The organism is Aquirufa sp. OSTEICH-129A (assembly GCF_054558355.1).
The window spans coordinates 171,279-194,048 of sequence record NZ_JBPXKC010000005.1; the positions used below are offsets into that span (position 1 = coordinate 171,279).

The window sequence follows — 22,770 nt, forward strand, 5'->3', positions numbered from 1 at the left end:
TGGCTTATTTTTAAAGAATCAAAGACAAAATTATCGTTTTATTTTTAAATATAGAATTCACCTTGGTATTTAGCCCTTTAATTCCTTTTTTATTGGGTATAGTTTTAAAAATTAGACTTTGTATTACCTCATATAAAAACTCAAATTGGGAAATAGAGCATTTTAACAAGAGAGCAATTTTCCGTTAACGTCTTAAATCCATTATTTAAAAAACTTGATTAACTCCTTGGCAATTAGGGCATGACCTTTTTCATTGGGGTGGTTGACTTGTGACATTAAATCGGTGATGGCTACACCAGCCTGCACCTGGGAACGAAATAAGGCATAGCTGTCTACAAAACCGATTTGATGTGTTTTTGCTAATTCTCGTATTTGTGTTCCATGCTCGTCTAAAGTCGATGCAGTATCCTTGATCTCAACACGCTGATCGGGAGATGCACTCAATAGGATTAGCTTAATACCTTTGGATTTAGCACTTTGAATCATTTTTTCCCAGGCTATTTTGGCTCTTTCTAAACCAATTCCCCGATCGTTTAAAGCATAATCAATAAAAATGACATCAGGGCGGTGAGCAAGTACTTCTTGTTCAAACCTGCTGGCACCTTTTTCGGCATTTTCTCCGCCAATGGAGGTATTGATGATATTTACTGTTGCATAGGGATATTGCTCTTTAATTAAAGTTAAGACTTGGTAGGGGTATGCACCTAGGGTATTAACTTGAGGTGTTTTGAAATAGCCAGCAGGTACAGAATGACCATGAAACACTAAATTTATCAAACGGTTTTTAGGCCATTCCTTTTTCAACTCTAGTTTGATGTCAGATAAATAGTCAGCAGGTGAGGCTTGACTATACGCTTGAAAAGTCATTCCAAGCAAACAGAGGAGCAAGCTTGCCCAGTAGGTTTTTTTCATGAAAAATGGTTTAGAAATAAGCGTCAATCAAGTCTCTTGCATGAAAAGCATTACACGTCTTTTGCATCAAAGACTACTACTTTTCTCCATAAATGAGCGTAATTTTTCACAAAATCTTGATGAATGGCATGGTCTTGGTAAATTTTTTGATCTACTTCATTTTCAAAGAACATCAATTCTGATACATCCCAGGAAGTATCAACTACTTCTCTTTTTTCGGTGGAGGCTAAAACCCCAATATGTATTTTCTTGATGGCTTCGATGCCTTTCAAGGTATTCAGGCCTTCGATGAGCTTATTTCTATCTTCCAAGGAGTCTGGATTATTTAACCAAAAGAATACGTGATGTAATAAATATTTTGTTTCCATATGTTTAATTGATTCGTCGATTCGATAGTTCTAAACTACATTAAAAAGGGCAAAATGAAGGTAAGTTACCTTAAATATTTAGGCAAAAGCCTATTATTTTCTTCCTAAAATTCGTTTGATTTCTTGTTTTTCTTGAGCGCTAATTTCTGTCCAAACCTTACCTTGAATCGCCATCTCTATCCCATAAAATATGTTCAAATTGGGTTGAATACCTCTTTCCTTGAGCTTTTGAGAGATGCTAGGATAGTCTGTAGATAGCAAGTCTTGTTCGGTATAAATTCCAATTTGATGTAAAATCCCGATCGTATAGGGACCAAAGTTCCGGATTTCTTCAATGCGCCTACTGCTCATGATTTTTGTATTTACTTTTTCCTATCCATCCCAAATGGGTGTGTTCCAAATTTTCCAATTTCAATCCATATCCCAAAACCCGATCCACGGTGCTATGAGCCATGAAAATTAACCCTATTTGAAATAGTAAGGGTTCTTGATAGTAACCAAGTATGATCACCAAGGCGATTAAGCCTTGATGATGAAAAAGATTATAAGCTTTTAAGCCTAAATCTTTGGATATAAGTAGCGCTAAAAAGGAAAGATCAGGGGCTAAAATTAGCCAAGCGAATTTCCCCCATTGTTCAGGAAAAAATTCTTGATAAGCCCAAATGCTCAAAGCAAATAAGCCCAAGGATTCTAATTTTAGTAGGGTTTTCATGGAAATTATTTTTATGTCAAATTAAGGTCAATTTTTTTAATTGAACCATAAATTATGACAAATGGCGGATAATTTTAGGAAAGGTTTTTTGTTGAATCAAGGAGCAAAATTCCTTCAAATCTCCTCACTTAATCCTGGGTATTTGTACTTCCATGAATAATTAGACATATTTGAAACTCTAAGCCTTTGAAACATGAAATTCGTTAAATTAGTAAGTATCAGTATTGCTGTACTTTTTGCTTCAAGCCTATTTGCCCAAAAAGCCAATGTATGGAAGGAAGTTCAGCCAGGTGTTTGGAAAACCCACATTGGGAATCCCCGTCATATCAGTTTATTGCAGGCAGCTGGTGCTCATGCACTTCATGAGGCCTTGAAAATATTACCAAGCTCCCATTTTCCTTTGACCAAATCGGATATTAGGATCGAACGCCTCAATAATAAAATTTACCTCCGTTTTCCATTAAGTCAGGAAGAACAAGTTTTTGGTTTGGGATTAAATTTTCAAACGGTTAATCAACGGGGGCGAATTTTAAATTTACATGTTGATCATTATGGGGGTAAGGATAATGGACGAACCCATGCTCCAGTACCCTTTTATGTTTCATCCAAAGGTTACGGGGTGCTAATAGATGCTGCGGCCTATATGACAGTATATGCCGGTTCAAATGTCCGTGTAGATGCGAAAAACCCACCAGCGATTCAAGATAGAAATTCGGATAAAAACTGGGATTCACAGCCTCCTTCGGACGTACTAGAAGTATTGATTCCTGCCGATGGGGCTAGTATTTATGTCTTTGCAGGGCCTACACCCATGCAGGCAGTACAGCGCTATAATTTATTTAATGGAGGAGGCTATTTGCCACCTAAGTGGGGCTTAGGATTTACCCAGCGAGTACCCACTTTATTTAGTCAGGATGATATCATCAAGGAAGCGAAAAGCTTTGAGACGAATCAATTCCCCCTTGATTTTATTGGGGTTGAACCAGGTTGGCATAGCTCATCTTATCCTTGCACCTTTGAATGGGATCCTGGCCGTTTTCCTAGGCCTAAGGCATTTTTAGATACCCTAGCAGGTATGGGTTTATCGGCTAATCTTTGGATGAATCCCTATGTTTCACCCAAGTCTTCTTTATATGCAGGAATCAAAAAATACACGGGGTCCCACTTGGTTTGGAATGGTATTATTCCTGATTTTACCATGGCACAGGCTCGAAAATTAGTGAAAGATCATTTTGTGAAAAACCATTTGGATTTGGGTGTAGGGGGCTATAAAATTGATGAAGTAGATGGTTATGATAACTGGATTTGGCCAGATGTAAGCACCTTCCCATCCGGGACAAGTGCGGAGCAAATGCGGCAAATCTATGGCTTGATGGTTCAAGACATGACCAACTCTTGGTTTAAAGAAAAAAATAAAAGAACCTATGGATTAATCCGTGCGTCTAATGCAGGAGCAAGTCGATTGCCCTATGTGATTTACAACGACTATTACAGTCATAAAGATTTTATAACCGCCTTAGTGAATTCTAGTTTTATTGGCGTGCTTTGGACTCCTGAGGTGAGGGCTTCAAAATCGGCAGAGGAATGGGTTAGGAGGATGCAATCTGTTTGTTTTTCACCCATGGCGATGTTGAATGCCTGGTCCGATGGAACAAAACCATGGTCTTTTCCAGAGGTCTCACAGGCGGTAAATGATGTCGCAAATTTACGGATGCAATTATTGCCCTACCTCTATACCACTTTTGCGCAATATCGTTTTGAAGGAAAACCTCCTTTTAGGGCAATGAATTTGGTGGATGGCTTTGGGTTTAAACCTATTGGAACCCGAGGTAAAGTAGATGCTACGGAAAATCCTTACGGGATGAGTATTAAAAATGACATCAAGGATCAATACATGATGGGAGATTTTATATTGGTTGCCCCTATGTTTGCTGGAGAGAAAAGTAGGGATGTATATTTGCCTGAAGGGAAGTGGTATGATTTTTATACAGGTAAATTAGTGGGAGAAAATCAAAAAATTAGAATTACTCCAAGCCTAGAGAAGATTCCACTTTTTGTCAAAGATGGAGCCATGATACCCATGGTACCTGTGCACCGACAAGCCCCTAAAGACGGACAGTCTTTTGTATTAGAAATTAGACATTATGGTCAGAAAGCCAGTACTTGGAAAATTTATGATGATGATGGCCGGACATTTAATTTTGAAAAGGGGTCTTATACTTGGACGGAGCTAGGGGTAAAAAAGGGAACAAATGGACAATTAGAGCCTTGGCCTAAGCGAGTTGATCCTAAACCGAATTTTGGATATTTACCAGATATCACTTGGACTTTTATGACGAAATAAACAGTTGAACATATGAAAAAAGGAATTTTATGTAGTGTTTTATTAGCCTTTGCGCTTGTAAGCCCCATCTTTGGACAAGATAAGCCATTGCAAATTATTATGATTGGTGCGCATCCAGATGATTGTGATATTAAAAGTGGGGGTACGGCTGCATTGTTTGTTGCGATGGGCCATCATGTTAAATTTGTATCTGTTACCAATGGAGACGCAGGTCACCAAACGGAAGGAGGAGGCATGTTGGCTAAAAGAAGGATAGCAGAAACGAAGGAAGTTGCTCGTCGCTTGGGGGTATCTTATGATGTGCTGGATAACCATGATGGGGAGCTTTTACCAAGTCTAGAAATTCGTTTGCAAATCATCCGAAAAATTCGGGAATGGAAGGCCGATGTGGTGATTGCTCCGCGTTCGAATGACTACCATCCGGATCATCGTTATACTGGTGTTTTAGTTCAAGATGCTGCTTTTATGGTGGGTGTACCTAATGTGGCCCCTGATGTGGAACCATTGAGAAAAAACCCAGTATTCTTATATTTTCAAGATAATTTCAAAAAGCCCAACCCATTTCAAGCGGATATTGCGGTGGACATAACTCCCGTCATAGAAAAAAAATTGGCTGGTTTAGATGCTCATCAATCTCAGTTTTATGAGTGGTTGCCATGGATCGGAAATTATGAAAATGAAGTCCCTAAAGACCCTTCCAAGCACAAAGAATATTTGTTGGCAAAACGTGTTCAAGCTCCCAATCCAGAGGTTAGAAAAACCTTGGAAAAGTGGTATGGAAAATCGCGTGCTGATCAAGCAAAATATGCAGAGGCATTTGAAATATGTGAGTACGGGACTCAACCCACGGAACAAGATATTCGTCGTTTATTTCCCATGTTGGGAAAATAAGGCATTGGGGGCCGAAAATTATTTAAATAAAAAGACCCCATATTTTTTATAGTCATGAAAGGTACCCGGAAGTGGAGACCAGGACCATTTAGCCATTTTACCTGTATCATAGTCGAGCCGACAAAAATTTCCTCTCCAAGTCATTCCGGCTTTGGCAGGTATATTTTCGAGTGGACTTAATAAGGAAAAAGGGATAAATAATTCTGCTGACCATAATCCTTTGGTACCGGATATATGTTTGAGGGATACCTTCTTTTGGACTTTTCTTTCCCCTTCATAATGCCAAGGTAACCATCCGTAAAATTTGCCTTGAAAATTAGGTACCATTAAGACCAATTCTTTCCCCAGGGGATTGATTTCATATTCAAAATAGAGAGGCACTGAGGGATTGGGATGAAAAAATACTTCAAACACATCGGCTTGGTATAAATCTTCAAAGTCGTTTTGATAGCTTGTGCTAACTTTTTCATCCTGGCCTTCCAAATACACGTAAATTCCTTTGTCAGAGTACAAAATTTTAAATCGACTGTCCAAATTCTTGGCTAGTTCATTTCTGGCAGGTAAAGTATACCAGTTGCTTTGTTGCCAGGAAGGATGACTCGCTTGGCCGTCAATTGGGAAGTCGGCCACATGCTGCACCAATAAAGTATCTTGAGCATACACCGAGCTAGCAAACAGTAGGAGTAAGTAAAAGCAGTATTTCATGAGGTAATTTGAGGAGTTATTTTCTGATGTCTAAAAAAGAGAAACAAGGGGAAAGCAAAGGCATATCCGATGAGAAATGTAAATAAGATAAATAACCATACTTTTTTCATTTGTAATCGGAGGCCTTCGACAATCATGAAAAATGTTCCTGCCATAGTTCCTGTCCAAAAGTCGAAGGTTAGGCTTTTTGCATAATAGCTTGTCCAAGTGCTTTGAACAAATTGGCTGACATCAAAATAGCCGTTTTGCTCTTGCATACCTAAAAAGACGAAATAAAAAGTAATCGAACCCCCTACGATGGATAGGAATAGGTAAAAATGGCCAACATTAATTGGGAAAAGTTTCATAACCAGATTGATTTGAAAGATGGAATCAAATTTGTCGAGTTTAAGTTACTTAAATATTCGAATCGGAAATTTTATATTCGTAATTCGGTTTTGAGATAATAACAAATCAGCATGAAAATAGAAATTTGGAGTGACATTATGTGCCCTTTTTGCTACATCGGGAAGCGGCATTTAGAAAAAGCATTAGAACAATTTGAGTCGAAGACGCCCATAGAAATTGAATGGAAAAGTTATCAACTTGACCCAAGCATTCCCATGCATTTTAATGAGCCGGTCAATGTCTACGAATATTTAGCAGATCGTAAAGGTATTAGTGTAGAGAAGTCGAAGGAGATTCACCAACAAGTTGCCGAAATGGCAGAAAAAGTAGGATTGAATTATCAATTTGATCGAATGGTAGTGGCTAATTCGATGAAGGCGCATCAGCTAATACAATTGGCCAAGGAGCAAAATAAGGATAACGAAATAGAGGAAAAGCTATTTGAAGCCTATTTTGTGGAGGGAAAAAATTTGGCTAATGAGTCGGATTTGGTAGCGATAGGGGAATCGGTTGGATTAGAAAAAGAGGCCATTTTAGCGGCATTGCAGAATGATGAATTGGCCTATCGAGTAAGACAAGATACACAAGAAGGTATTAGTTTGGGATTGAAAGGTGTGCCTTTTTTTGTGTTTAATCGTCGCTATGGAATTCCCGGTGCACAGCCCCTAGAAGTTTTTATGGATACCCTTCGGCAGGCTGCAGAACATGATTAATATCAGTATTTTATCATGTAATTGGTAGTTTTCTCATGATTTATTTCGGGAGATCTGCTTAGTTTTGTCAACTTGAATTATTCAACTTGGTGATTTGTCTAATTTGAATTGTCAACGTTAGATTTGTCAACTTTTCAAAAGTTGACAAATCTGTAGGATGATAAATCAGTAGGATGACAAATCTGTAGTACAAGGTCAGTAAGACAATAATAGTAGAACCTAGTTAGGACTAAGTTGGTCTCACAGATACCTTTTAGATCCAATTAGGCCCCACTAGAATGGAGTTGATAAATTCAAAATTAAATGCGGATACATGAGCGCCATAGATACTACCCTGCTGAATAAATACAATGTTCCAATTCCCAGGTATACCAGTTACCCAACAGTACCTTATTGGGATAATGATATAGACCCAAATCAGTGGAAATCCGCTTTTCAAATGCGCTTTGCAGCATGCAATGAAACACAAGGAATCAGCCTTTATATTCACCTGCCTTTTTGTGAAAGTATGTGTACGTTTTGCGGTTGTAATAAACGCATTACCACCAACCACAAAGTAGAAGACGAATACATCGAGGTTGTTTTGCAAGAGTGGCAACTATACCGTCAACAAATGACGACTACCCCGCTCATAAGGGAGTTTCATCTTGGAGGAGGCACCCCTACATTTTTTTCACCAGCTAATTTACATCGCTTAATTCAGACTATTTTGTCTGATTCTCAGGTAGCTGATGAGCATGAATTTAGTTTTGAAGGCCATCCCAATAATACCACTTACAAACATTTAAAGACCTTGTTTGATTTGGGATTTAATCGGGTGAGTTTTGGAATGCAAGATAGTAATCCAGAAGTTCAACAGGTGATTAACCGGATTCAGCCTCAAAAAAATGTGGAACAGGTGGTTCAATGGGCTAGAGAAATTGGATATGAATCAGTAAATATTGATTTAGTTTATGGACTTCCCCTTCAAACCATTGATCGTATAGAAAAAACCATTCAAGATGCCATTTCTTTATGTCCCGACCGAATAGCTTTTTATAGTTATGCCCATGTGCCCTGGACCAGTCGAGGACAACGTTTATTTGATGAAAATGATTTACCGTCTGCGGCTGAAAAATTAGCATTATATCAATTGGGGAGAAGTCTCTTTTTAGCGCAAGGTTATCAAGATATTGGTATGGACCATTTTGCTTTACCAGATGACCTCATGTATAAAATTAAAGAGCAAGGGAGATTGCACAGAAACTTTATGGGTTATACTGTTCAGCAAACGGGTATGGTGTTGGGCTTGGGAGTATCTAGTATTAGTGATGTTTTTTATGGCTTTGCTCAAAATAAAAAAACGATTCATGATTATTATGAAGAGGTAAAACAAGGAAAATTAGCTGTATTCAAAGGTTATTTTCTAAGCGAGACGGATCAATCTATGCGCCAATATATTTTGGATATTGCTTGCAATGGGAAGACCCAATTTAGATCAGAGGATATTCCGCTATTAGAAACGTATTCATTTCCCTATTTAGCCGAATTGGAAGAAGATGGATTGGTTCATTGGGATTACCAAGGATTAATCTTGACCACTTTAGGAGCTAATTTTGTTCGAAACGTGTGTAAAGCTTTTGACCTAAAATTATTATCGGATGAGCATGCTACTTTAAAGTTTAGTCAAGCCGTATAATTTTCTCCTTTCTATTTCATAAACCATACTATATTTTTCATTTTCTTTAGGAAATGATTGGGGATATGGTGCCCCATCCCTTTGTTTATGGGTGTCAAGATTTTGCGAAGTCAACGATTATATGTCAAGGAGCTAGCTCTAGATGATGCCCCCTTTATTCTGGAACTACTCAATACTTCTGGATTTTTGGAATTTATCGGTGATCGCGGGGTACGGAGTTTAGAAGAAGCAAAAGCATTTTGTGTCAAATTAAGGGATAATCCAGCCATTCATTATCAGGTGGTATTTCTCCACTCAACTCACATTCCCCTTGGAATCATTTCTCTCGTTCAAAGAGATTATTTGCCTCAACCGGATATTGGTTTTGCATTTTTACCTTTACACGTGGGAATGGGATATGCCTATGAAGCAGCTAAGCTGGTATTGGACGATTATTTTGCTTGCCACAAGGCACCTATTTTCGCTACTACCATGGAAAATAATGTTCGTTCCATTAGTCTCTTATTTCGTTTAGGCCTAACTTTTGAACGCAGTTTAGAAAGAGATCAACAAATACTTCATCTTTACAAAAAAGATCCATGGAATCATTAGAGAAGCAAATCGAACAATTAGAAAAAAACCTGGCCTATATGCAGGTAAGGAATGAACAAATCTCTAAAGGATCTGTTGGCTGGCATATTGAGCATAGTTTACTAGTCATTATTAGTATCGTCAGTGCTTTGAAAAAATCGGATATCGATACTTATCGCTGGGTATTTAATTGGAAAAGAGCTTGGGTGTTTTTTACCCAAAAATTTCCTCGAGGGCGAGTGAAAGCGCCTTTGATAGTTGATCCTTCATATAACAATCAAATAAACGATTCGATACAAGCGAATCCGATACATGTATCGGATCAAGAATCGGATCAACGATTATCGGATATTCAAGCTCAGATTGCTAAGGTCTACCAATTAGTAGAAGAGATGAAAATGATACCCCCCAACGCCTATTTCCATCATTTTATTTTTGGAGATTTGAACTTGGCTGATACGCATTATTTTTTGAGAATTCATACCCACCATCACCTAAAAATCATGGCCGATTTAATCAATGATTATACCAAAACTGGTCAATAATCCTGCCAAACTATTTTTGGAAAATTTGGCTTTTTTGATCCGATTGCTCTGTGGATTTATATCAAAATGAAAGGAGGTTCGGAAGTCGGCTTTTTCTAAATTAGTTTGATCAAATTGTGCATTCAAAAAATCACAATCTTCAAAATTTGCCTCACTTAAATTGGCCTGGCTAAAATCAACTTCATGCAATGAGCAATGCTGAAATTGAGCCTTTTTCATTTGTCTTTGATAGAAGGACGAAAGATTTAAAAAACAGTTTTCAAAATGTACTTCAAACAAAAATGGATTGGCATATTCGAAATGTAAACCTTGTAAACGACAATCCTTGAAGGATACATTTTGCCACTTGGTATTTCCTATTTTTACTAAACTTAAGTTGCAATCATGGAACTGGCAATCGATGAAAGAATAATCCGATAAATCTTGTTGGGCCAAGTCACATTGCTTAAAAATACAAGCTTCATATTCTCCCTTGGGGAGGCTTTCAGTCGTGTCGTTTTTTTTCTCAAAAATTTGTTGAAATTGGTTGACCATGATGTAGTAATTGAAATAGCTAATTTAGGAAAATTTTAACCATCTTTCTATTTGGATTCATCAATCTTAAGGCTAGGGGATTCAGAAAAAGATTGTAAATTAGGCCAGATTTAAAACCTATTTCCTCCTCATGAAAAAGCTAATACTCGCCTTTTTGGCTTGGACATTTTTCTTGCAGTCCAATGCCGCCTTTGCCCAAAATTCATTGGAAGGTTCATGGTCCAATTCGCAAGGCGATGTTTCAACTTGGATTTTAGTGACAGATCAAATTATTAGTATCACTGAATTTGAAACAAATAGTCATAAATTGATTTCCACCATGGGCGGAACTTATAAATCAAAGCATAAAGAATTGGAAATTTTGCAAGAATGGAATTCAAAAGATTCTCTTCAAGTAGGTCAAAAAAAACGGCTTTCATACCAAATTAAAAAAGGCCAATTGCTGCTAGACCAACAAGTGTTCATTCCTAACGAAAAGGGAGAGTCAGGTAAAATGAAGGGGGCTTGGATTATAGTAGGAAATTTTTCAGGTGAAGTTCTTTCACGTAGAAACAACCCATTTTTTCCTAGAAGAACCATGAAAATACATACAGGAAAAGCCTTTCAATGGATAGCTTACAACGTTCAAACCAAACAATTTTTTGCTACAGGAGGAGGTTATTACAACACACAAGGAAATACTTATACAGAAGAGATTGTATTTTTTACCAAGGCTAGTTCTAGTATTGGCAAAAAGCTGCAATTTGAGTTTCAGATACAAGACGGAATTTGGAGGCATAAAGGTCAAAAGTCTACGGGAGGACCCATGGATGAGGCTTGGTCCAGAAGGGAATTATTGGACCATAAATAATTGCCAAACATGATGGAGTTGCTCGGCCATTTACATCCCTTTTTAGTGCATTTTCCCATTGGTATATTGGTCATAGCTTGTGTCATGATTTGGATACAGGCGATTCGAAAAGTAGACTACCAGTCTTCCATTACTACCTTAGTTTTATTAGGGGCAATGGCGGCTATCCTAGCCTCCATTTCAGGGTATATTTTATCAATTTCAGGTGATTATGAAGCTTCCCAAGTCGCCTTACACCAATGGTGGGGAATAGGAACAAGTTTTGGGGCTGTTATTCTTTATTTCTTTCAAGCCTATCAAAAAATTATTAGTCTCTTTTTGTTCTTAGCACTTGCCATCACAGGTCATTTAGGAGGTGAGCTGACCTATGGAGCAAACTATTTATTTGAACGGAAAAAGACAAGCTCTACTACCCAGCCAAAGCTTCAGTCATTGGACTCTGCCCAACAAAAAATTACGATAGATACCAGTGTTCAGGTAGTGAATTCAGCGAAGTATTTTCCTTTTCAAGATGAGGTCCTACCGATTCTGAAAAGCCATTGTTTTCAATGCCATTCCAGTAAAAAGCAAAAAGGAAAATTGCGCTTAGATACAGAAGCATTTATCAAAAAAGGAGGTAAAGAAGGTAAAATATTGTGGGAAGGTAATCCATTAAAAAGTCATTTATACAGCTATTTGATATTACCCGAAGACGATGATTTACACATGCCTCCCTCAGGTAAAAAACAGCTTACTTCAAGACAGATTGCCATCATCCGTAGATGGATTGAAATTGGTGCCCCGTTTGGGGAGATGGATCCGATGCATGCATCGGATATGCAGTTGCATGCATCGGATCTTTTTTCGCATGCATCGGATATATCAGGGCCTGCATCGGATATACCAAAAACCATGGAGCTAGCAGCAGCCGAGCCAGCAGATATTTTGGAAGTAAAAGCACATGGTTTGAGTGTTAGCCCTGCCGCAAGCCACCCAGCGGGTTTAAGTCTGAATTTTGTCAATGTCAAAAATCTTGACCCACCAATTTGGCAAGCTGCCAAAAAAATCCAACACAATGTTTTAGTCATGAAATTGACTAAACGGAAAGATATTCAAGTGGAGGAATTGTTGAATTTTACCCATCTCCAACAATTGAATCTGGAGCAAAGTAATGTTCAAGATAAAGATTTAGAGCGTTTAGTTCAATTGCCGCATTTAGAACAGTTAAATCTCTATGGCACAGCTATTTCTGACCAAGGTATAAAGGCATTGACTGCTATGAAGGCATTAAAAGTTCTTTATATTTGGCAAAGTAAGCTCAGCCAAGAAGGCTTAGTGGCTTTGAAAACTGCCCGACCTGATCTTACCATTGTTGAAGGAAAAATCAGTTTTAGTCCACCCGATACAAATCGATTGAAAGTAATAAAATAGATTATGAAAAGGTATTGGTTTTTATTATTTCCTCTTTGCTTCTTGATGGCTGCCAAGCCCCCTAAAAGCCTGCCTTTACCTGCCGACGTGGCTTTGGAATACCGCCAGCTGCCTGCGGCTTTGGATTTTAACATGCATATTAAACCCATTTTGTCGGATAAGTGCTTTGCTTGTCATGGGCCTGATAAAGCAAAACAAAAGGCTGGATTACGTCTGGATTTGCCTGAAAACGCCTATGGTAAATTGCCCGAAAACCCCAATAAAGTGGCCATTTCTCCTGGAAATCTGATGAAAAGTGAGCTTGCTCACCGTATCCTTTCAAAAGATCCAAGCTATGTGATGCCCAGTCCTAAATCGCACCTTAATTTATCGGCTAAAGAAAAAGCAACACTCCTAAAATGGATTCAAGACGGGGCCGTTTATAAACCTCATTGGGCCTTTGTAAAACCATTGAAACAGGCTATCCCTGAAGATAAAAAAGGGATGAATGTAATCGACTATTGGGTACAGGCAAAATTGGAAAAAGAATCCTTGAAAATGAATGCCAAGGCTTCCAAAGCTATGCTACTTCGTAGACTATCTTTTGATTTGACGGGTCTTGCCCCAAGCCTGACAGAGGTAGATAATTTTTTAGCCGATCAATCAACTAATGCGTATGAAAAACAGGTGGACCGCTTGTTGGCCTCCTCCCATTTCGGAGAAAAAATGGCTGTTGATTGGTTAGATTTAGCACGCTTTGCTGATTCCCATGGTTATACGGTTGACCGCATTCGAGATATGTCGCCCTACCGCGATTGGGTTATTAAGGCATTCAATAATAACATGCCTTATGATACATTTATCCATCAACAATTGGCCGGAGATTTAATGCCTAATCCTAGCAAGGAGATGTTAATTGCCACGGGTTTTAATCGGAATCATCCTCAAAATACGGAAGGAGGAATTGTCGAGGAAGAATTTCAAACAGAATATGTCATCGATCGGACTAATACCTTTGGTGAAGCTTTCATGGCCATTTCTACCGGATGTGCTCGTTGCCATGACCATAAATATGACCCAATCTCTCAGAAAAACTATTATGAGCTTTTTAGCTTTTTTAATAATGTTCGTGAAGCAGGTCAAATTTCATATTCGGATGATTTGCCTACACCAACACTGATGTTGCCGACCAAAGAAAAAGAAGCGATTTTGAATTTTATTCAGAACAAGATTCATACTGCAGAGGAAAAAATGAATCAGATGGCAGATTCCAATGCACCATTTCAAACTTGGATTAAAAGCAGAGGACATGAAAAATTAGCTCAAGATTTGATTCCTCAACAAGGTTTGGTAGCCTATTTTGATTTGGATGCTTCTCTAAAAAATAAGTTGAACGATAAGCAGCCAGCCGTTATCAAAAGAGAATCCGGGAAGACTGGAGATCAACCTGTATTTGTGAAAGGAAAGCAAGGTCAAGGATTGGCTTTTGATGGAGATATTTACGCGGATTTAAGTCCATCTGGGGTTTTTAGAAAGTCTGAACCATTTACTATTGGGATGTGGGTTAATATCCCCAAGGACATGAAAGAAGGGGTTATTTTTCATAAGAGTAATGCGGAAAGATTGTACAATTTTAAAGGTTTTCATGTCTATTTGAAAAACAATCGCTTGGAGATAAATATGGCCCATACGGCTCCATCTAATGCCATCAATAAAGTGATGAAAATGGATATTCCTAGAGACCAATGGATACACTTGGCCCTGACCTATGATGGATCTTCGAAAGCCTCGGGCTTTAATTTATTTGTGGATGGTCAAAAGTCGGAAATGGAAGCCGTCATGGATCAACTTTATAAGGACATTATTTATTTTTCAAAAAATGAATTAGGCCTACAAATTGGAGGCTGGTGGCGTGGACTTGGTTTCAAAGGGGGAAAGGCTGATGAAGTGGCCATTTACAACCGAGAATTGATACCATTTGAAGTTCAAGTTTTGGCCCAAAAGTCCTCCTGGAAGGATGTAGTATTTAAATCTCAAGACCAATGGACCAATTATCAAGGCGAGACTTTTAGGGCTTATTTTAAGCAAAATTTGGACAGTGCACAGGTTTCGCTGGCCAAAGAACTGAAACATTGGCGAACGGCCCTAGCGGATTCCTCTGAGAAAATTGAGGAAGTGATGATCATGCAGGAAATGCCCCAACCTAAAAAGTCGTTCTTACTTCAGCGGGGTCAATACGATGCCAAGGGAGAAGACGTTTTCCCTAATACGCCCAATAAAATTTTACCTTTTCCAGCTAATCTCCCGAAGAACAGACTAGGTTTGGCTCAATGGTTAACCCACGAAAATAATCCCCTTACTGCCCGAGTCGCAGTTAATCGTTTTTGGCAAAATTTCTTTGGAACGGGCATAGTCAAAACTTCAGAAGATTTTGGGAATCAAGGAGAAATGCCTTCTCACCCCGAGTTACTAGATGCTTTAGCGATTCAATTCCGAGAATCAGGTTGGAATATCAAGCAAATGATGAAGCAAATGGTGATGTCTGAAACCTACCAGCAAGACTCCAAAGCCACTGCAGAACAAAGGGAGAAAGACCCGGAAAATCGCTTGTTAGCCCGAGGGCCTTCAGTCCGACTCAGTGCGGAAATGATTCGGGACAATGCCTTATTGGCCAGTGGTTTATTGGTCAATAAAATTGGAGGAAAAAGTGTGTATCCATATCAACCAGATGGTTTATGGGAAATCAATAGTTCCCATTACAAGCAAGACACCACTTCGGCGGTATATAGACGGAGTTTGTATGTGGTAGTGAAACGCTCTGTGCCCAACCCTACGTTAGCGACTTTTGATGCCCCAGCTAGAAGTTCTTGTTTGGTCCGTCGACAAAAAACCAATACGCCTTTACAGGCCTTGGTAGGCTTAAATGATCCTACCTTTTTAGAAGCGGCTAAAGTATTGGGCGAACAAATGGCGACAGAAAATGACATTAAGAAAGCGATTCAAATCACCTTTAAAAAGCTGACAAGTAGAGAAGCTTCAGAGAAGGAATTGACCTTATTGATTGATTTGCAAAAGAATAGCCTGCTTCGTTTTCAGCGGGATTCAAGCAAAGCAAAAGGTTGGTTGTTAGCTGGTATGAGGAAAATAAATGAAAAGTTGGATGCTAATCTAGTGGCGGCAAATGCTGTAGTAGCTAGTGCTATTATGAATTCTGACGCTAGCATCACTAAACGATAAAATTATGGGACATAGACATACCGATCCATTTCGTTTATCGCATCCTGATTTAGAAAAGCTTAATCGGGGATTAGACCGACGAGATTTTTTGAAAAAGACCGCCATGGGTTTTGGCGCCATCGCGTTAAATGGCCTTTTGGCTTCAAATCAGGCGCATGGACAATCCATAGAGGAGCAAATCATGCAGGCATTGCCCAGAATTGCCCCCAAGGCCAAACGCGTGGTGTATTTATTCATGAGTGGAGGCCCCTCACAGTTTGAGACTTGGGATTATAAACCCGAACTCAGTAAGCGAATGGGTCAGGATTTACCCGATTCCATTCGTAAAGGACAACGTTTAACTGGCATGAGCGCCAATCAAGCGATTTTGCCCGTTGCGGCATCAGCCTATGGTTTTAGGCCCTATGGTCAAAGCCAAACTTGGGTGAGTGATTTATTGCCTTATACGGCTCAGGTGGTGGATGAATTATGTGTCATTAAATCCATGTTTACGGAACAAATCAACCATGATCCCGCTATTACCTTTTTTCAAACTGGACACCAATTGCCCGGTCGGCCATCCATTGGTTCTTGGATGAGTTATGGTTTGGGTTCGGAGAATCAAAACTTGCCTGCCTTTATCGTGATGGTGTCAAAGGATGCCTCTAAAGATCAACCCTTGTATGCTCGACTGTGGGGAAATGGCTTTTTGCCATCCGAACATCAAGGAGTTCAGTTTAGGTCAAGTAAAGACCCCGTTTTGTTTTTGTCGAATCCTGAAGGATATGATGGGCAAGATCGACAGGAAATGTTGGCATATTTGAAACAGTTGAATCAATTACAAAATGAGTCTTGGGGAGATCCGGAAGTAGATGCGCGCATTGCTCAATATGAGATGGCATTCAAAATGCAAACTTCGGTACCCGAGGTGATGGATGTCTCAGATGAACCGCAAGAGGTGTTTGATTTATACGGACCAAACAGTCGGGACAAAGGAAGTTTTGCGGCCAACTGTTTGTTGGCCAGAAAGCTCTTAGAAAAGGATGTTCGTTTTGTTCAATTGTACCATCAAGGCTGGGACCACCATGATAGTTTACCTAAAAACATTGTGAACCAATGTAAGCAAACGGATCAGGCTACGGCCGCTTTGATCATGGATTTGAAACGAAGAGGGATGTTAGAAGATACTTTGGTGATTTGGGGAGGCGAGTTTGGCAGAACGGTTTATTCACAAGGTAAACTATCGCCGACAGGTTATGGTCGAGATCATCATCCTAAGTGTTTTAGCATGTGGATGGCAGGAGCAGGAGTTAAGGCAGGTACAAGCTTTGGTCAGACCGATGACTTTAGTTACAATATAGTCAAAGATCCCGTGCATGTACATGATTTTCAAGCTACTTTGTTGCACTTGATGGGAATAGATCATGAGCAATTAGTGTATAAATACCAGGGTCGTCGTTTTCGACTAACCGATGTACACGGAAAAATAGTGAAGGGGATTTTAGCTTAATTTTTTCAATTTCTAACGAATTTTCAATGAAAACTTGCAGGTTTCTTTTGGCATTAATATTCACTTGGGTTGCCATGCCTAGTTGGGCGCAGAAAAATACCTATACCGCAGATGTCATTATTTATGGTGGTAATGCTTCGGCCATCATAGCGGCGGTTCAAGTAAAAAAAATGGGGCATAGTGTCATTGTGGTTTCGCCAGATAAACATCTTGGGGGCTTAACAGCTGGAGGATTAGGCTTTTCGGATACGGGGAATAAAGAAGTGATTGGAGGCTTGTCGAGGGAGTTTTATCAAAGAATTTACCAACATTATCAAAAAGAAGAGAACTGGCTTTGGGAAAAGAAGTCGCAATATGGAAATAAAGGCCAAGGTACAGTGGCCATGGATGGGGCAAATAGAACCATGTGGATTTTTGAACCCCATGCTGCAGAGCGGGTATTTGAGGATTTGGTGAAGGAGTACCAAATTCAAGTATTGCGTGACGAATGGTTGGACCGCAGTAAACAAGGCATCCGATTAAAAGACAGCAAAATTCAGGAGATGGTAACTTTGTCTAAGAAGCATTTTGTGGGTAAAATGTTCATTGATGCCACCTATGAAGGCGACTTGATGGCCTTGGCGGGAGTGAAATACCATGTTGGAAGGGAAGCCAATTCGGTGTATGGAGAAAAGTGGAATGGGGTACAAGTGGGAGTATTTCAGCATGGGCATTATTTCAAATCCAAAATTAGCCCATATGTGATTGCCAATGACCCTAGCAGTGGATTATTGCCAGAGGTTTCTACCGAAAAACCGGGTCCTAATGGCTCAGGTGATCATAAAATTCAGGCTTATTGCTTTAGGATGTGTTTAAGCAATCATCCAAATAACCGCATTGCTTTTCCGAAGCCAGCAGGCTATGACCCGAATCGATATACTTTGTATGCCCGGGTGTTTGAAAGTGGTTGGCGAGAAACCTTTGATAAGTTTGACGCGATTCCGAATCGAAAGACGGATACCAATAACCATGGCCCATTTAGCACGGATTTTATCGGCAAAAACTACGATTATCCAGAGGCTAGTTATGCCCGCAGAAAAGCCATCATCAAAGAACACGAATTTTATCAAAAAGGATTGATGTATTTCTTGCAAAATGACCCTAGGGTGCCATCAGAGGTTCAGGAACGCATGAAAACTTGGGGATTGGCGAAGGATGAATTCAAGGACAACGGAGGCTGGCCGCATCAATTATATGTGCGAGAAGCCCGCCGAATGTTGGGAAAATACGTGATGAAAGAAGCAGATGCCTTGGGAAAAACGAAAATCGAAGAACCGATTGGAATGGGTTCTTATTCTTTGGATTCACACAATGCGCAGCGCTTTGTGACGGCAGAAGGCTATGTCCAAAATGAGGGAGATATTGGAGTGCATCCAGATAAACCTTATTCCATTAGCTATGGCTCCATTGTCCCCAAAGAACAGGAATGTCAGAACTTATTGGTACCCGTTTGTTTGTCTAGCTCGCACATCGCCTATGGATCCATCCGCATGGAGCCAGTCTTTATGATATTGGGACAATCCGCAGCCACCGCAGCGGTATTGGCTATTCAGCAAAAAACCAGTACGCAGCAAGTGCCCTATTCGCTATTGAAAGATCGACTTTTGAAAGATGGGCAGGTGGTGAGTTATTAGTTATTAGGGGTTAGGGTTTAGAATGAAGAATGAAGAATGTAGAATGAAGAATGTAGAATATCTTTTCCCTAATTAGATTGGTCAAAAGCCATAATTGAACATTTTCCCCTAGTTAAATCGTTCTGTTTCTAAAATGGTTTCAAATTGATCCCCTAAAATCTTTTGGAACAAACGAGGGTAATTAGGCAATAAAATCCTGTAATTTGAATTTGCCAGAAATACTTAAACTATCAACCTATTTCAGGACAAGACTCAAGACATTCTTCATTCTACATTTTCCATTCTACATTCTATCAAAGCAAATCCTTAAACTGATATCCCTCCGTAATGCGTTCCTTACTCAATTTACGGTATTCGGCTAATCCCCAAAGCACTAATTCTTTCATGAAATAGCGGTCTTCCTTCTTGACTTTTGGGATGTATTTTTTCAATAAATCATCCAAAGGTTTGATGGAGTCAAGGCTACTTTGGTATTCTGCATCTGGACAATCATCCGTAATCACGACACCGCCTTCCGTGAAGATAAATTCCAATAAAGGATCATAAGGACTCACTAAATCCTTTTTGTTTAATTTCTCAATCTTAGGAAAATAGTTGGGGAAAAAATGATGCACCGCCTGACTGATTAGCTGTTGGGCTACTTCTGCTGCCCCTTCTTGCTCGCCTTCATACACTAACTCTACTTTTCCTGTAATGGATGGAACGATGCCCATGAAATCCGATAAACGCAAAGAGGTATGTTCATCTCCAGCTCTCAAGGAACGTCTTTCGGCAGCGCTCATTAAGTTTTCCAAAGCCGTTATGCTCATGCGCGCACTTACACCGCTTTTGGCATCTACAAATTCACTATCTCTTGCCACAAAGCTAATTTGTTCCAAAATATCCATGGCCAAATCAGGAATGTACACGCGGTCTTTTTGCTCTTTTTCTAGCTTGGCTTCCTGCGCCGTAATGGTTTTGGCAATTTCGATGCTTTCTGGATAGTGTGTCAAGATTTGAGAACCAATACGGTCTTTCAAAGGAGTAACAATACTACCACGGTTGGTATAATCTTCTGGGTTAGCCGTAAAAATAAATTGCAAATCCAATGGCATGCGCAATTTGAATCCACGGATTTGAATATCACCCTCTTGTAAAATATTGAACAAAGCCACTTGAATGCGGGCTTGTAAATCGGGTAATTCATTGATGACAAAAATACAGCGATTGGCACGAGGAATCATCCCAAAATGTATCACTCGGTCATCGGCATAAGAAAGCTTTAAATTAGCTGCTTTAATGGGGTCTACATCCCCAATTAAGTCGGCCACCGTCACATCAGGGGTAGCTAATTTTTCAAAGAATCGCTCATCACGGTGTAACCATGAAATAGGTGTTGCATCTCCTTTTTCAGCAATCAAATCTTTGGCATACCGTGAAATCGGCTGAAAGGGATCATCGTTGATTTCTGAACCGCTGACAAAAGGAATATATTCATCCAAAAGTGTGACCATCAACCGTGCCAATCGGGTTTTCGCCTGTCCACGTAGGCCAAGTAGGTTAATGTTGTGTCGAGATAAAATAGCTCTCTCCAGCTCAGGAATAACCGTATGTTCAAAACCATGCACTCCTTCAAACGGAGTTTGTCCCGACTTGATTTTGGCAATCAAATTTTGTCTTAATTCATCTTTGATTCCTCTACTCGTATAAGCTGATTTTTTTAACTCTCCTAAGGTGGCAATGTTGTTCATGGACATGTGGCTTTATTTAATGCGTTTTTTTCGATTCGTTTCGTAGTCTTCAAAGATCATTTCTCCCAATCCTTTTAGCCCTGTATAAAAGGCTTTGCCTTGATTGGCTTGGGTAAATTCATTCACAAATCGTTGCAGGTATTGATCCCGAGCAATCATGAATGTGGTGATAGGAATATGTAATTTTCGGGCTTGCTGAGCTTGGGTATAGCATTTGTCAACAATGTACTCATCTAGGCCATTGCTATTCATGTAGTACTCCCCATTCGGTAATTTCACACAGCTGGGTTTACCATCTGTGATCATGAAAATCTGCTTATTGGTATTTCTTTTTCTTCTTAAAATATCCATAGCGAGCTGTAAGCCTGCCACGGTGTTGGTATGGTAAGGACCTACTTTGAGGTAGGGCAAATCTTTGATGGAAATACTCCAGGCGTCATTGCCAAAGACCAAAATATCCAAAGTGTCTTTAGGGTAGCGTGTTGTGATAAGTTCGGCTAAGGCCATGGCTACCTTTTTGGCTGGGGTAATTCGGTCTTCTCCGTACAAAATCATGCTATGACTGATGTCTATCATCAGCACGGTACTCATTTGAGATTTATGTAAGGATTCTTCGACCACCAAGTCATCTTCGCTGAGTTGGAATTGGTCCATGCCATGATTAATCTGGGCATTGCGTAGACTTTCGGTCAAAGAAATTTTTTCTAAACTGTCGCCAAAACGGTATTCACGAAACTCACCCGTATGTTCATCGCCACTACCGGGATGTTTGCTTTTATGGTTTCCTGACCCACTGCGTTTTAAATCGCCAAAAATCGTATCCAGTGCTTGTTGACGAATGGCTCTCTCTGTTTTGGCGGTGATGCCCAAACCCGAACTCCCATCTTCCTTCGTTTCGTCCCGTATATAGCCTCTTTTTTTCAGGTCTTCAATGAAATCGTCGATGGTATAGGCCTCATCCGTTAGCTGATATTCTTTATCTAATTCCCGAAGCCAGTCGATCGCCTCATCCAAATCACCTGAAGTATGCACAATCAGCTCTTTGAAAATAGCAAAAAGCTTATCGAAAGGGCTCTGATTCTCAGGCTCATAGATTTTAAAATAGAAGGCTCTTTTATTTTCTTGACTCATGTCATGGGGTTGGGAAGCTTTATAGTAACGCTAATCTAGGCTTTTCTGTTTCATAAATGTAAAAATATGCAGGATGAGTTTGAATTCGGACTGGCAAAGTTTTTTAAGCGGCTTGAATTCCATATTTTTACCAGGCAAAATTATACCTATGAGCGTAGAAAAATTTCTTCAAATTGCCTTTAGTATAGGTAGCCGATATTACTTGGTGGCAGGAGTATACTTCTTGATTTTCTATGTCCTTTTTAGGAAGGCCTTATCCAGTAAAAAAATACAAGCCGCATTTCCTGCTAACAAGGATTATTTGCGTGAAATGGCTTATTCATTTGGGACCATAATTCTTTTTGCGGCCGTACCCATTTTCATTGTACAAAACCCTGCCGTAAGGCCCTATACGACGCTTTATGACCGAATGGATGAGATGGGTTGGGGCTATTATTGGTTCGCGTATTTGTTGATGTTTTTAATGCACGACACCTATTTCTATTGGGCTCATCGAATTATGCACCATCCAAGTATTTTTAAATGGGTGCATAAAGTACATCATTTGTCGACTAACCCTTCGCCCTGGGCGGCTTATGCCTTTCATCCTTTGGAATCTATCGTAGAAACGGGCATTTTTGCCCTATTTGTTTTTACGATTCCAGTGCATCAAAGTCACATATATTTGTTCTTCTTTTTCTCCATCATTTACAATGCTTATGGCCATTTGGGATGGGAATTATATCCAGCAGGTTTTTCTAAAACTTGGATTGGCAAATGGATTAATACTTCGGTAAGTCATAACCAGCATCATAAATATTTTAAAGGAAATTATGGCTTGTATTTGCTGTTTTGGGACCGGATTATGGGAACTTTACGCGAAGATTATGATGCGACTTTTGAAAAAGTAAAGCAAAAAAAATAAACCTATCT

At 39.6% G+C, this 22,770-nt stretch carries 21 protein-coding genes; 12 read left to right on the forward strand and 9 right to left on the reverse strand.

The features are described 5' to 3' along the window. Window positions 1-201: 201 nt before the first annotated feature. The 4 genes from SKC36_RS10690 to SKC36_RS10705 all read right to left on the reverse strand — a co-directional run bounded on the left by SKC36_RS10690 (window position 202) and on the right by SKC36_RS10705 (window position 1,992). Window positions 202-912, reverse strand: a complete 711-nt coding sequence (locus SKC36_RS10690; RefSeq protein WP_459465865.1) for an SGNH/GDSL hydrolase family protein — start codon at window positions 910-912, stop codon at window positions 202-204. A 50-nt stretch (window positions 913-962) separates the two neighbouring features. Further along, a complete protein-coding gene (locus SKC36_RS10695; protein WP_459465866.1) occupies window positions 963-1,280 on the reverse strand; it encodes a Dabb family protein in 318 nt (105 codons plus the stop codon). A gap of 93 nt (window positions 1,281-1,373) precedes the next feature. Beyond that, window positions 1,374-1,631 carry a TfoX/Sxy family DNA transformation protein gene (locus SKC36_RS10700; protein ID WP_459465867.1) on the reverse strand — a complete coding sequence of 86 codons (258 nt, stop codon included), beginning with the start codon at window positions 1,629-1,631 and terminating at the stop codon, window positions 1,374-1,376. Then, complete coding sequence (locus tag SKC36_RS10705) at window positions 1,621-1,992, reverse strand: DUF4260 family protein (protein ID WP_459454568.1); 372 nt, start codon at window positions 1,990-1,992, stop codon at window positions 1,621-1,623. Before SKC36_RS10705 ends, SKC36_RS10700 begins: the two co-directional genes overlap by 11 nt. A gap of 193 nt (window positions 1,993-2,185) precedes the next feature. On the opposite strand from SKC36_RS10705, the gene SKC36_RS10710 reads away from it, so the two are divergent. Beyond that, window positions 2,186-4,336, forward strand: coding sequence for a TIM-barrel domain-containing protein (locus tag SKC36_RS10710; protein WP_459465868.1), 2,151 nt, complete (start codon window positions 2,186-2,188; stop codon window positions 4,334-4,336). Window positions 4,337-4,348: 12 nt separating this feature from the next. Continuing rightward, window positions 4,349-5,227 (forward strand): PIG-L deacetylase family protein, encoded by an 879-nt coding sequence (locus tag SKC36_RS10715; protein WP_459465869.1) that lies wholly within the window; start codon window positions 4,349-4,351, stop codon window positions 5,225-5,227. An 18-nt stretch (window positions 5,228-5,245) separates the two neighbouring features. Here the strand turns inward: SKC36_RS10715 and SKC36_RS10720 are convergent, their stop codons facing one another. Further along, window positions 5,246-5,932, reverse strand: coding sequence for a carbohydrate-binding family 9-like protein (locus SKC36_RS10720; protein WP_459465870.1), 687 nt, complete (start codon window positions 5,930-5,932; stop codon window positions 5,246-5,248). Next, entirely contained in the window at window positions 5,929-6,279 is a 351-nt protein-coding gene (locus tag SKC36_RS10725) for a DUF2834 domain-containing protein (protein WP_459465871.1), read from the reverse strand. Before SKC36_RS10725 ends, SKC36_RS10720 begins: the two co-directional genes overlap by 4 nt. A 111-nt stretch (window positions 6,280-6,390) precedes the next feature. Between SKC36_RS10725 and SKC36_RS10730 the strand changes: the two genes are divergently transcribed. The 4 genes from SKC36_RS10730 (at window position 6,391) to SKC36_RS10745 (ending at window position 9,825) form a co-directional block, all read left to right on the forward strand. Beyond that, on the forward strand, window positions 6,391-7,032 hold the full coding sequence (locus SKC36_RS10730) for a DsbA family oxidoreductase (protein ID WP_459465872.1): 642 nt from the start codon (window positions 6,391-6,393) through the stop codon (window positions 7,030-7,032). A 313-nt stretch (window positions 7,033-7,345) separates the two neighbouring features. Continuing rightward, complete coding sequence (hemN, locus tag SKC36_RS10735) at window positions 7,346-8,710, forward strand: oxygen-independent coproporphyrinogen III oxidase (RefSeq protein WP_459465873.1); 1,365 nt, start codon at window positions 7,346-7,348, stop codon at window positions 8,708-8,710. Window positions 8,711-8,797: 87 nt separating this feature from the next. Next, the gene (locus SKC36_RS10740) at window positions 8,798-9,301 is read left to right on the forward strand and encodes a GNAT family N-acetyltransferase (protein ID WP_459465874.1); all 504 of its coding nucleotides are present in this window, start codon (window positions 8,798-8,800) and stop codon (window positions 9,299-9,301) included. Further along, window positions 9,289-9,825 carry a hypothetical protein gene (locus tag SKC36_RS10745; RefSeq protein WP_459465875.1) on the forward strand — a complete coding sequence of 179 codons (537 nt, stop codon included), beginning with the start codon at window positions 9,289-9,291 and terminating at the stop codon, window positions 9,823-9,825. The genes SKC36_RS10740 and SKC36_RS10745 overlap by 13 nt, the downstream gene beginning before the upstream one ends. Here the strand turns inward: SKC36_RS10745 and SKC36_RS10750 are convergent. Beyond that, the gene (locus SKC36_RS10750; RefSeq protein WP_459465876.1) at window positions 9,793-10,359 is read right to left on the reverse strand and encodes a pentapeptide repeat-containing protein; all 567 of its coding nucleotides are present in this window, start codon (window positions 10,357-10,359) and stop codon (window positions 9,793-9,795) included. The two genes, SKC36_RS10745 and SKC36_RS10750, sit on opposite strands and share 33 nt — an antisense overlap. 130 nt (window positions 10,360-10,489) lie before the next feature. Between SKC36_RS10750 and SKC36_RS10755 the strand changes: the two genes are divergently transcribed. The 5 genes from SKC36_RS10755 (at window position 10,490) to SKC36_RS10775 (ending at window position 18,997) form a co-directional block, all read left to right on the forward strand. Beyond that, window positions 10,490-11,209: a hypothetical protein gene (locus SKC36_RS10755; RefSeq protein WP_459465877.1), complete on the forward strand. Its 720-nt coding sequence runs from the start codon at window positions 10,490-10,492 to the stop codon at window positions 11,207-11,209. A 9-nt stretch (window positions 11,210-11,218) separates the two neighbouring features. After that, on the forward strand, window positions 11,219-12,619 hold the full coding sequence (locus tag SKC36_RS10760) for a c-type cytochrome domain-containing protein (RefSeq protein ID WP_459465878.1): 1,401 nt from the start codon (window positions 11,219-11,221) through the stop codon (window positions 12,617-12,619). Between the two features lie 3 nt (window positions 12,620-12,622). Continuing rightward, window positions 12,623-15,835 carry a DUF1553 domain-containing protein gene (locus SKC36_RS10765; protein WP_459465879.1) on the forward strand — a complete coding sequence of 1,071 codons (3,213 nt, stop codon included), beginning with the start codon at window positions 12,623-12,625 and terminating at the stop codon, window positions 15,833-15,835. Window positions 15,836-15,839: 4 nt separating this feature from the next. Then, window positions 15,840-17,324 (forward strand): DUF1501 domain-containing protein, encoded by a 1,485-nt coding sequence (locus tag SKC36_RS10770; RefSeq protein WP_459454581.1) that lies wholly within the window; start codon window positions 15,840-15,842, stop codon window positions 17,322-17,324. A gap of 74 nt (window positions 17,325-17,398) precedes the next feature. Next, window positions 17,399-18,997, forward strand: coding sequence for an FAD-dependent oxidoreductase (locus SKC36_RS10775; protein ID WP_459465919.1), 1,599 nt, complete (start codon window positions 17,399-17,401; stop codon window positions 18,995-18,997). Window positions 18,998-19,290: 293 nt separating this feature from the next. On the opposite strand, the gene SKC36_RS10780 is transcribed toward SKC36_RS10775, so the two are convergent. After that, on the reverse strand, window positions 19,291-20,733 hold the full coding sequence (locus tag SKC36_RS10780) for an AAA family ATPase (protein ID WP_459465880.1): 1,443 nt from the start codon (window positions 20,731-20,733) through the stop codon (window positions 19,291-19,293). A gap of 6 nt (window positions 20,734-20,739) precedes the next feature. Then, entirely contained in the window at window positions 20,740-21,858 is a 1,119-nt protein-coding gene (locus tag SKC36_RS10785; protein WP_459454583.1) for a vWA domain-containing protein, read from the reverse strand. Window positions 21,859-22,006: 148 nt separating this feature from the next. On the opposite strand from SKC36_RS10785, the gene SKC36_RS10790 reads away from it, so the two are divergent. Beyond that, a complete protein-coding gene (locus SKC36_RS10790) occupies window positions 22,007-22,762 on the forward strand; it encodes a sterol desaturase family protein (RefSeq protein WP_459465882.1) in 756 nt (251 codons plus the stop codon). The last annotated feature ends 8 nt before the right edge of the window (window positions 22,763-22,770 follow it).